This window comes from Delftia sp. ZNC0008, assembly GCF_000799035.1.
Taxonomy (GTDB): Bacteria; Pseudomonadota; Gammaproteobacteria; order Burkholderiales; family Burkholderiaceae_C; genus Comamonas; species Comamonas tsuruhatensis.
Window position 1 is genome coordinate 1 of record NZ_JTKZ01000170.1, and the last position, 10,429, is coordinate 10,429.

Sequence of the window (10,429 nt, forward strand, 5' to 3'; positions counted from 1 at the left end):
CCGGCAAGCACACCGAAAGCCAGCAGCAGGAGAGGGAACACAGACAGTCCTTTGGAAAAAACGAGCAAGGACTGAACCTTAGGATGCCGCGGTTTGGCCTGCTTTCGCGGATGGGTCAATAATCCTTGAATTCCTGCCAAAGCCTGTTGGCTGTTTTCCAGACATTCCCATGCTCAACATCCCGCTGCATTCCGTGGACGCCGTGGCGCGCGATGTGCTGGCCATCGGCACCGACTACACGCCTGGCACGCTGCTGCCCACGCACAGCCACCGGCGTGCCCAGTTTCTCTACGGGATGAGCGGGCTGATGGAGGTGGAAACCGACGACGGTGCCTGGACCATCCCGCCCTACAGCGGCGTGTGGATTCCGGCCAGCAAGCCGCACAGCGTGCGCATGCAGGGCGTGAGCACGCGCAGCCTGTACATCGAACCGGCTGCTGCGCCCCGCCCGGGTGTGCACTGCGAGGCCCTGGTCGTCACCCCGCTGCTGCACCAGCTGCTGCTGTCCTGCGCCGACCTGCCAGCGCTGTACGACGAAGCAGGCCGCGACGGCGCCCTGGTCACGCTGGTGCTGCACGAGCTGGCCTCGGCCCGCAGCCTGCCGCTGTTCGCGCCCATTCCCCGCGACGAAAAGCTGGCCGCCCTGTGCAAGCAGTTCCTGGCCCAGCCCAGCATCCGCGCCACGCCCCAGGTTTGGGCACAGGCGCTGAACAAGAGCCTGCGCACCTTCAGCCGGTTTTTCCAGCAGCACACAGGCATGGCCTTTGGCGCCTGGCGCCAGCAGGCCTGCCTGCTGGCAGCGGTGTCGCGGCTGTCTGCGGGCGCCTCGGTCACGCAGGTGGCGCTGGATTTGGGCTATGACAGCCCCAGCGCGTTTTCCACCATGTTCCGCAAGGCGCTGGGGCGGGTGCCTTCGGAGCTGGTGAGTCGGGTCTAGGCGGGAACGCTGGCCTGGGCAGCCGTTTCCCGCGTCATGGCCCAGAACACCAGGGCCGCCAAGCTGAACGCCGCCCCCGCCACGCAGACGCCGTGCCAGCCAAACCGCGCGTAGGCGTTGGTGGCAATCAGCGCGCCCAGCCCGCTGCCCACGGCATAGAACAGCATGTACAGCCCCACCAGCCGGCTGTGGGCCTGCGGGTTGCTGCGAAAGATCAGGCTCTGGTTGGTCACATGCAGGGCCTGGCCGCCCAGGTCCAGCAGCACGATGCCGGCGACCAGCGCCCACAGCGACTGCTCCAGCAATGCCAGCGGCGCCCAGGCCAGCAGCAGGATCACCAGCGCGCCCAGGCTGGTGCGCTGCGCAAAACCCTGGTCGGCCCAGTGCCCGGCACGGGCTGCGGCCAGTGCGCCGACCACACCGGCCAGGCCAAAGGCGCCAATGGCCGTGAGTGACAGGCTGTAGGGCGGCGCACTCAGGGGCAGGACCAGGGCACTCCAGAAGATGTTGAAGGTGGCAAACATCAGCAGGGCCAGCATGCCGCGTGTGCGCAGCATGCGGTCCTGGCGCAGCAGCTGGAGCATGGAGGCGAGCAGCTGCGTGTAGCTGGGTGCATGCAAGGGCGCCGCCAGCCGGGGCAGTTGCCGCCACAGGGGCCAGGCCAGGGCCAGCATCAGCAGGGCCGAGCAGGCATAGACGCCGCGCCAGCCGGCCAGGTCACCCACGGCGCCGGCAAACACGCGCGCCAAAAGCAGGCCGATGAAAACCCCGCCCTGGGCCGCGCCTACCACGCGCCCGCGCTCATGCGCCTGGCTGGCGCTGGCCGCATAGGCGATCAGCCCCTGCGTCATGGCCGTGCCCAGCAGGCCCACGGCCAGCATGCCCGCCAGCAGCAGAACGGCCGAACGCGCGGTGCTGACGGCCGCCAGGGCCAGCACCAGGCCCAGCAACTGCAAAAGCATGAGCCGCCGCCGCTCCAGCCGGTCGCCCAGCGGCACCAGCAGCAGCAGCGCCAGCGCGCAACCGGCCTGCGTGGCGGTGACCACGCCGCCCACGGCCGCATGGCTGATGCCGAAGTCGGCCGCCAGCGCCTCCAGCAGCGGCTGGGCGTAGTAGACATTGGCCACGCTCAGGCCGCTGGCAGCGGCGAACAGCAGCACCAGGCTGCGCGGCATGCGGACCGTGTCCGGGGCAGGGAAGGCGTTCATGGGTTGAATCCAGTTGCAAAACAAAACTGTTTGAATGCTAGTTGAACCAGTTTTGAAATGCAACCAAAATGACGCCATGAAAGAAGACATCCGTCCTGACACACCACAGCCCTGTCCGGTGGCCCGCTCCCTGGATGTGATCGGCGACCGCTGGTCGCTGCTCATCGTGCGCGATGCCTTTGACGGCATCAGCCGCTTTGGCGATTTCCAGCGCAGCCTGGGCGCGGCCCGCAATATCCTGGCCGACCGGCTGCGCCGGCTGGTGGAGGCCGGCATCCTCGAAACCCGCCCGGCCGCCGAAGGCTCGGCCTACCTGGAATATGTGCTGACGGCCCGGGGGCTGGACCTGTTCCCCGTCATCGTGGCCTTGCGGCAATGGGGCGAAGGCCATCTGTTCGCGCCGGGCGAGGCACATTCGCTGCTGCTGGATCGCCACAGCGGCCTGCCTGTCGAGCCCATGCTGCCGCGCGACGGGGATGGCCGGGCCTTGCTGCCGGGCCAGACCGTGGTTCAGAAAATCGATTGATGGATGTCCATGCTCTCTGCCTTCCTGCCACTCATCTACGTACAGATTTCTCCCGAGCGCCTGACGCTGAAGGATCCAAAGACCGGGCAGACCATCTCGGAGGTTCCCGAGCTGGCTCTGAGTCCGCCGCCCCGGCGCCGGATTCTGGCGGCCGGCCCGCAGGCCAGGCTCGCGGCTGCATCGGAGCCTGCGGAAGTCGTCAATCCGTTCGCGCATCCGCGCTCGCTGATATCGGACTTCGTGCTGGCCGAGCACCTGCTCAAGTACCAGCTCAGGCGCATGCAAGCCGGGGGCTGGCTGGCGGCCTCCCCGCACATCGTCATCCATCCGCTGGGCGACCCCGAGGGCGGATTCACCCAGGTGGAACTGAGGGCCTTGCGCGAGCTGGGCAGCGCGGCCGGGGCCTCGAAGGTGAATGTCTGGACAGGCCGGCCCTTGACAGACGAGGAATTGCTGACGCGCAAGCCCCCTGCGCAGGGCGGTGTCTGGGAGTGAGGCTTTGCTCTTCGCCATGAAAAAAGCGCCCGTCACAACGGGCGCTTTGTCTGGGTCAGCGCAAGGGCTGGTGACAGGCCATCAGAACCTGGCCGTCATCCCCACGAAGTAGGTACGGCCGCCGTTGTCGTAGTTGGCGCCGATGGTGCGGGTTTCCTTGTCGGTCAGGTTGATGATGCCGGCGCGCAGGGTCATCGAGTCGGTGACGTTGTAGTTCATGGACACGTCGAACGTCGTGTAGGCCTTGGCGAAGGTGGTGGCCGTGCCCGTGGTCACGACTTCCTTGCCCACGTGGCGGGCGCTGAACATGGCGGACCAGCCCTGGCGGATCTGCCACTGCAGCGACGAGTAGATGGACAGCTCGGGCACGGCCAGCAGCGAGGCGCCGGTGCTCAGGTTCTTGGACTCGAACATCTTGGTGATATTGGTGTTCCAGGTCAGGCCCTTGGCCAGGGGAACGTTCACGAAGCCTTCCAGGCCGCGCGTGCGGGCACGCTGGGCGTTGGCCATGCGGGTCCACCAGAAGCCGTTGTACAAGCCCAGCGGCTGGTAGTCGATCTTGTTCTTGAAGTTGGTGTGGAAGTACGTGGCGCCCAGGGCCCAGCCATTGCGGTCCCAGCTGGTGCCCAGCTCGAAGTTGGTGCTGGTCTCGGGCTGCAGGTCGGGGTTGCCGGCCATGTAGCAGCCGCGCGTGCCGTCGGCGTTGACGCTGGTGCTGGTCCAGCCCATGCCGGCCAGGCTGCGGCAGCCGTTGCCCCCGGATTGCGTGGCGGCGCTGGCCGAGTTTTCCTTCAGGTTGGGCGCACGGAAGCCGCGCGAGACGCCGCCGCGCACTGTCCACTCCGATGCCGGGTGGTAGACCAGGTAGGCGCGCGGGCTCCAGTTGTTGCCGTATTTCTGGTGGTGGTCCATGCGCAGGCCCAGCGTCAGCGCCAGGTTCTCGCGCAGGAAGATCTGGTCCTCGCCGAACAGCGCCCAGGTGGTGGCGCTCAGGCCCGAGCCCGAGACCGGGCGCCCCGCGTAGTCGATGGGAGCCAGGCCGATGGTGTCGCGGTTGTCCAGCGACTCGCGGCGCCACTGCATGCCCAGCGTCATGGCCTGGTCCAGGCCCCACAGCTTCAACGGCTTGTCGATGCGGCCGTCCAGCGTGGTTTCCTTGGAGTTGTTGCCGATGGTGTCGCCCTTGTCCTCGTACTTGTTGTGCACGAGGTCGAGCTTGGAGGTCATGTCGCCCCAGCGGCCATCGTGGCTGAGGCCGAACTTGGTCTGCTCCAGCTTGCTCAGGCCCCATTGCGATACCACGGGGCGTCCATTCACCAACCGATCGGAGCCCGTGGCGCGCTGGATGCCTTGCGCGGCCTCGATGCCGATCACCTGGTCGGGCGTGAGCTGCCAGTTGAGCAGGGCGTTGAGGTTTTGCTTGCGCGAGCCGGCCGTGGACTGGTAGGTGCCCGGGAAGCCGCCCGTGCCCTCGTCGGCAGCGCGGTCCGTGTAGTTGCCGCCCAGGCGCAGGCCGAACTTGTCGGACAGCGGGCCGCTGATGTTGAAGCCCAGCTGGCGCGTGTCGCCGCGGTCGCCGTCGGAGGGCTTGCTGTAGTTCAGCGTGGTCGAGCCGCTCCAGCGCTTGCCGATCTTGCGCGTGATGATGTTGATCACGCCGCCCATGGCGTCGGAGCCGTACAGCGAGGACATGGGGCCGCGCACGACCTCGATGCGCTCGATCATCTCGGGCGAGATCCAGTCCAGGTCCTGCGAGCCCAGGTCGTCACGGTAGTTGATGCCGGCCGAGTTGCCCTGGCGCTTGCCGTCCACCAGGATCAGCGTGTACTTCTCGGGCAGGCCGCGCAGCTTGATCTTGGACTGGGCGCCCGTGCCCGACAGACCGCCGGTCACGCCGGGAATGGTGGACAGCAGCTCGCCGATGCTGGTGACGGGCTTGCGCTCGATGTCTTCCCGCGTGATCACGCTGATGCTGGCCGGCGCCTCCTTGATGTCCACGGCCGTGCCCGAGGCGGTCACCACCACGGTGGACAGGGACGTGTCGGCCTTGCTGTCGGCCGTCTGGGCATGGGCCATGGCTGTGCATGCCAGGGCGACGCAAAGAGGAAGCGGGCGGAGCACCGAGATTCTGACCATCTTTGTAAAGTTCCGTATGGGTTAAAAATCAAGGCGCGAATGATAACGATTTGTATCTACATCTTTCTCTTCACGTAAAGACAGTTGTTTTTTGTTCACGCGTTATCTAATCGCTGGACACGCCTGAGGCGTTGTGCACAAGTCTGGTGCACAAAAATGACGGGGGTCGGCAGGGCGCTGAGAGGGAGCACGGGGTGCGGCGCCTCCGTGCAAAGGCCGCCCCGGAGCGCAGGGGGCGGCCAGAAACCACGTCAGCGCGGCTTGGCCACGGCGCCCGGCAGGGCGCTGGAAGGCTCAGCGCAGCTGCCCGAGGGTTGGCTCGATGCCCGGCGACGCACGAACTGGTAGGCAATGGCCAGCAGGGCAAACCAGGCCGGCGTCACCACCAGCGCCTGGCGCGTGTCGGCCTGCAGGGTGAGCAGGCCCAGGATGGCCGCAAAGAACGCCAGGCAGGCCCAGCACATGGCCACGCCGCCCGGCATCTTGTAGCGCGAAGCCTCATGCAGGGCCGCGCGCTGGCGCCGGTAGGCCATGTACGACAGCAGGATCAGCGACCACACGAACATGAACAGGATGGCCGATACCGTGGTCACCAGCGTGAAGGCCTCCACCAGATCGGGCACCACCCACATCAGGAAGGCGCCGGCCAGCAGGCAGGTGCAGGAAAACAGCAGCCCGCGCGAGGGCACGCTGCTGCGCGACAGCCGGTGGAAGGACTTGGGCGCATCGCCCTTGAGCGCCAGGCCGTAGAGCATGCGGCTGGTGGAGAACACACCGCTGTTGGCCGACGAGGCGGCCGAGGTCAGTACCACGAAATTGATCACGCCCGCGGCGGCCGGCAGGCCTGCGAGCACGAACAGCTCCACGAACGGGCTCTTGCCCGGCACCACGTCGCGCCAGGGGGTGACGGCCATGATGGCGATCAGGGCCAGCACGTAGAACACGATGATGCGCACGGGAATCGAATTGATGGCGCGCGGCAGCGTGCGCTCGGGGTCCTTGGCCTCGGCGGCCGTGGTGCCCACCAGCTCGATGCCCACGAAGGCGAACACGGCGATCTGGAAGCCCGCGAAAAAGCCCATCATCCCGTTGGGGAACATGCCGCCGTCGTTCCAGAGGTTGGACAGGCTGGCCGCACGCCCCGCAGGCGAGACGAAGGCGGCCCCCACCATGTACAGCCCCGTTGCCACCAGGGCCACGATGGCCACGATCTTGATCATGGCGAACCAGAACTCGATCTCGCCGAACAGCTTCACCGTCAGCAGGTTCAGGCCCAGCAGCAGGCCCACGCAGGCAATGGCCGGGGCCCACTGGGGCAGGCCGGGGAACCAGAACTGCGAGTAGGCCGAGATGGCGATCACGTCGGCAATGCCCGTGACGATCCAGCAGAACCAGTACGTCCAGCCCGTGAAGAAGCCCGCCCAGGGCCCCAGCAGATCGGCCGAGAAATCGATGAAGGATCGGTACTGCAGGTTGGACAGCAGCAGCTCGCCCATGGCCCGCATCACGAAGAACAGCATCACGCCGATGATGGCGTAGACGAAGACGATGGACGGACCCGCCAGGCTGATGGTCTTGCCCGAGCCCATGAACAGGCCCGTGCCGATGGCACCGCCGATGGCGATGAGCTGGATGTGGCGGTTGGTGAGATTGCGCTGCAGGTCGTCTTGACCGTGCAGGCCCTGGCCGGTTGGCGGGGCCTTGTGTGTCATCAGAGAACTCCGGGGAAGACTGGCAAAGCGATGGCAGAAAGGGGGAAATCCGCCTGCCGCGGCCGTGTTTTCAGTCTCTGCATGGAGTCCATGCCTGGAAATGCGGCAGCGCAGCAAAACGGAACGAAGGCCGCGAGGATACCTGAACCTCGCCCCCGCATCAGCCCTGCCGCGCCGTGCCGCTCCAGTCAATGAAGCGGGTTTGATATGGGTGGATCAGCCGCGCGCCAGGCGCCGGGCGTTGGCCACTGCAGTGCGGTGCACGGGCGCCATGCCCTTGCCCACCACGCCCCACATGGCGTTGTTCCATTGCGAGGCCTGCGATGCCAGTGCGCCCCCATTCCAGGTGGAGGCGCTCCAGGGCATCCACCACATGCGCATCCAGGCCTGCATCAGGGCCTGGCTGGCGACCATGGACTGCAGGCCCATGGCGGCCCAGGATTGGTGGAAGGCTGTCTGTTTCTCGGACACCATGCGCGTGAATTCGCGCCGGTCCCGTGCGGAGGGATTGGCCCCGGCCAGCGCCATGCGGGTGAGCCTGTGCGCCACCACCTGCGGCGCGGCAATGGCCAGATCGGTGGCCTGACGGGCCACCGAAGCGGCCTTGGAAGATTTGCGGTTTGCCATGTGCGCTCCTGAAGCTCTGGATCCATTTGCCGGATCTACCTGCCAGATCCACTTGCCGGTTCCACTTTAGCCAGATGCATGCCGGCCCGCGTAGGCCGATGACGCAATGCAGCAAAAACGCGTTTATCGCGGCTGGGGTCGGGGTGCCGGCGCGGCTCCGTCCTGCGTGACCTCAGATACCAGGGCGCGCCACCAGCGCTCGCCTGCATGGGGGGCGGCCAGGTCCACGCGCTCGCCCATCATGGGCGTGGCCACGGCAATGCCGTGCTCGGCGCCCAGGGCCAGCACGCGCTCGAAGGGGTCCCACCAGGCATGCATGGCCAGGCTGAAGGTGCCGTTGTGAATGGGCAGCAGCCAGCGTCCGCCCAGGTCGCGGTGGGCCTGCACGGTCTGGGCCGGGTGCATGTGGACATAGGGCCAGTGCGGGTCGTAGGCGCCGGTCTCCATCAGCGTGAGGTCGAAGGGGCCGAAGCGCCGGCCGATTTCCGCAAAGCCGTCGAAATAGCCGCCGTCGCCGCTGAAGAAGACACGCAGCGTGTCGGCGCTTGCCAGGTCCTCGATGACCCAGGACGCCCACAGCGTGCGGTTGCCGTCGCGCAGGCCCCGGCCCGAGAAATGCTGGGCCGGCGTGGCCGTGAAGCGCAGGCCGTCCACCTGCACGTCCTGCCACCAGTCGAACTGGCGCACCTTCTCGGGGGCCACGCCCCAGGCCATGAGCCGGTCGCCCACGCCCAGCGTGCACAGGAAGAAGTCGACCCGGGGCGCCAGGGCGCGGATGGTGGCACGGTCCAGATGGTCGTAGTGGTCGTGCGAGAGCACCACGCCGCGCAGCGCGGGCAGTTCATGCAGGGCGATGGGCGGCGCATGAAAGCGCTTGGGGCCGATGAAGGAAAAGGGCGAGGCGCGCTCGGCAAACACCGGGTCGGTGATCCACCAGCCGCCGCGCAGTTTCATCAGCAGCGTGGAGTGGCCCAGGCGGTACAGGCTGCGCTCGGGCGCGGCGGCCAGGTCGGCCGGGGTGAGCCGCTGCACGGGCAGGGGCGCCGCAGGCTCGGTGTCCTTGGGCTTGTTGAAGAAGAAGTCCCACATCACCTTGGCGTCGGGCTGGGGGGCATTGGCCGGGCGGGGATGGATGTTGCGAAAGCGCCCGGCCGACGATTGGGGCGATTGGGAGTAGTCGGCAATCGGGGCGCGGAAGATGCGGATTGTTTTCACGGTGCTCCGTCGGTGTTCAGGCCGCCGCCATCATGGAACCGATGGCGCAGCCCTGTCGAGATGGTGGTCTTGGCGGCCCCGTTCAAGGCGCCTTGCGTGTCGTCATGTAAACAAAAAAGGAGCTGCCCCTGCAGGCAGCTCCTTGTGGTGATGGCCCGGAGGCTGGTCATCAATGGGCGCCGGCCGCCTCGGCACCGCCGGCATGGCCCGCGGGGCGCCTGGTCATCCAGATCAGCACGATCAGCACCAGGAACAGCACGGACGACGCCAGGAAGATGTCGTCGGCGGCGCGCGTGTAGGCCTGCTGGTCTACCAGCCGGTTGATCTGGGCCAGCGCCTGCGCCTGGCTCAGGCCTGCGGCCTGCAGCCCCTGCAGGGTGACGCCGAACACGCCCTGGCCCTGGACCAGCCCTTCTGTCAGATGGGCGTGGTGCAGCGCGGCGCGGTTTTCCCACAGCGTGGTGGCGATGGAGGTGCCCATGGCGCCCGCCGTGATCCGCACGAAGTTGCTCAGGCCGGCGGCGGCCGGGATACGGTCCGGCGAAATGCCCGACAGCGTGATCGTGGTCAGCGGAATGAAGAAGAAGGCCATGGCCGCGCCCTGGATCAGCGTGGGCACCAGGATGTGCATGAAGTCCGTCTCCACCGTGAAGCGCGAGCGCATCCACAGCACCAGGGCGAACACGATGAAGGCGCCCGTGGCCATCCTGCGCGGGTCCCACTGCGTGACCTTGCGTCCCACCAGCGGTGTCAGGATGATGGCGAAGATGCCTACCGGCGCCAGTGCCATGCCGGCCGTGGTGGAGGTGTAGCCCATCCACTGCTGCAGCCACAGGGGCAGCAGCACCACGTTGCCGAAGAACAGGCCGTAGGCAATCGACAGCGCCACTGTGCCGGCCGCGAAATTGCGGCGCATGAACAGGCGCAGGTCCACCACCGGGTGCGCATCCGTCAGCTCCCAGACCAGGAAGACCACGAAGCTCACGATGGCCAGCACGCACAGCGTGATGATCTCGCCCGAGGCGAACCAGTCCAGCTCCTTGCCCTTGTCCAGCATCAGCTGCAGCGCGCCCACCCACAGCACCAGCAGGGCCAGGCCCACGGAGTCGATGGGCAGCTTGCGCGTGGGGGTCTCGCGGCTGCGGTAGATGCTCCAGGTCATCAGGGCCGACAGCAGGCCCACCGGCACATTGATATAGAAGATCCAGGGCCAGGAGATGTTGTCCGTGATCCAGCCGCCCAGCAGCGGGCCGACCACGGGGGCCACCAGGGTGGTCATTCCCCACAGCGCCAGGGCCACCCCGGCCTTGGCCGGGGGATAGCTGGACAGCAGCAGCGTCTGCGACAGCGGGATCATGGGGCCGGCAACCAGGCCCTGGAGCACGCGGAACAGCACCAGCGTCTCCAGCGACGAGGCAAAGCCGCACAGCCAGGACGTCAGCACGAACAGCAGCACGCTCATGGTGAACAGGCGCACGGCGCCGAAGCGCTGGGTGAGCCAGCCCGTGAGCGGCACCGAGATGGCGTTGGCCACGCCAAAGCTGGTGATCACCCAGGTGCCCTGGCTACGCGG

The 10,429-nt window shown here is 67.1% G+C and carries 9 protein-coding genes; 3 read left to right on the plus strand and 6 right to left on the minus strand.

The features are described from left to right. Positions 1-169: 169 nt before the first annotated feature. Positions 170-937 (plus strand): AraC family transcriptional regulator, encoded by a 768-nt coding sequence (locus L995_RS05675; RefSeq protein WP_016453448.1) that lies wholly within the window; start codon positions 170-172, stop codon positions 935-937. Here the strand turns inward: L995_RS05675 and L995_RS05680 are convergent. After that, positions 934-2,145, minus strand: coding sequence for an MFS transporter (locus tag L995_RS05680; protein WP_047470029.1), 1,212 nt, complete (start codon positions 2,143-2,145; stop codon positions 934-936). The genes L995_RS05675 and L995_RS05680 overlap by 4 nt on opposite strands. Positions 2,146-2,221: 76 nt before the next feature. Between L995_RS05680 and L995_RS05685 the strand changes: the two genes are divergently transcribed. Both L995_RS05685 and L995_RS05690 read left to right on the plus strand, forming a co-directional pair. Next, positions 2,222-2,671, plus strand: coding sequence for a winged helix-turn-helix transcriptional regulator (locus tag L995_RS05685; RefSeq protein ID WP_047470032.1), 450 nt, complete (start codon positions 2,222-2,224; stop codon positions 2,669-2,671). A gap of 9 nt (positions 2,672-2,680) precedes the next feature. After that, complete coding sequence (locus L995_RS05690) at positions 2,681-3,166, plus strand: rod shape-determining protein (protein ID WP_047470041.1); 486 nt, start codon at positions 2,681-2,683, stop codon at positions 3,164-3,166. A gap of 81 nt (positions 3,167-3,247) precedes the next feature. Here L995_RS05690 and L995_RS05695 read toward each other — a convergent pair whose 3' ends face one another. From L995_RS05695 to L995_RS05715, 5 genes are all read right to left on the minus strand, one after another. Continuing rightward, positions 3,248-5,242, minus strand: a complete 1,995-nt coding sequence (locus tag L995_RS05695) for a TonB-dependent receptor domain-containing protein (RefSeq protein ID WP_047470035.1) — start codon at positions 5,240-5,242, stop codon at positions 3,248-3,250. Between the two features lie 311 nt (positions 5,243-5,553). Further along, complete coding sequence (gene cycA / locus L995_RS05700) at positions 5,554-7,014, minus strand: D-serine/D-alanine/glycine transporter (protein ID WP_016453443.1); 1,461 nt, start codon at positions 7,012-7,014, stop codon at positions 5,554-5,556. 216 nt (positions 7,015-7,230) lie between these two features. Further along, the gene (locus L995_RS05705; RefSeq protein ID WP_046986239.1) at positions 7,231-7,641 is read right to left on the minus strand and encodes a polyhydroxyalkanoate granule-associated phasin; all 411 of its coding nucleotides are present in this window, start codon (positions 7,639-7,641) and stop codon (positions 7,231-7,233) included. 123 nt (positions 7,642-7,764) lie between these two features. Further along, the gene (locus L995_RS05710) at positions 7,765-8,856 is read right to left on the minus strand and encodes an MBL fold metallo-hydrolase (protein WP_047470039.1); all 1,092 of its coding nucleotides are present in this window, start codon (positions 8,854-8,856) and stop codon (positions 7,765-7,767) included. A gap of 169 nt (positions 8,857-9,025) precedes the next feature. After that, a partial coding sequence (locus L995_RS05715; protein WP_047470044.1) for a DHA2 family efflux MFS transporter permease subunit occupies positions 9,026-10,429 on the minus strand: 1,404 nt, incomplete at its 5' end.

Coding starts and splice junctions, on each gene's coding strand:
- cycA (WP_016453443.1), bottom strand. CDS start 7,014: ATGACACACAAGGCCCCGCCAACCGGCCAGGGCCTGCACGGTCAAGAC.
- L995_RS05690 (WP_047470041.1), top strand. CDS start 2,681: ATGCTCTCTGCCTTCCTGCCACTCATCTACGTACAGATTTCTCCCGAG.
- L995_RS05705 (WP_046986239.1), bottom strand. CDS start 7,641: ATGGCAAACCGCAAATCTTCCAAGGCCGCTTCGGTGGCCCGTCAGGCC.
- L995_RS05695 (WP_047470035.1), bottom strand. CDS start 5,242: ATGGCCCATGCCCAGACGGCCGACAGCAAGGCCGACACGTCCCTGTCC.
- L995_RS05675 (WP_016453448.1), top strand. CDS start 170: ATGCTCAACATCCCGCTGCATTCCGTGGACGCCGTGGCGCGCGATGTG.
- L995_RS05685 (WP_047470032.1), top strand. CDS start 2,222: ATGAAAGAAGACATCCGTCCTGACACACCACAGCCCTGTCCGGTGGCC.
- L995_RS05680 (WP_047470029.1), bottom strand. CDS start 2,145: ATGAACGCCTTCCCTGCCCCGGACACGGTCCGCATGCCGCGCAGCCTG.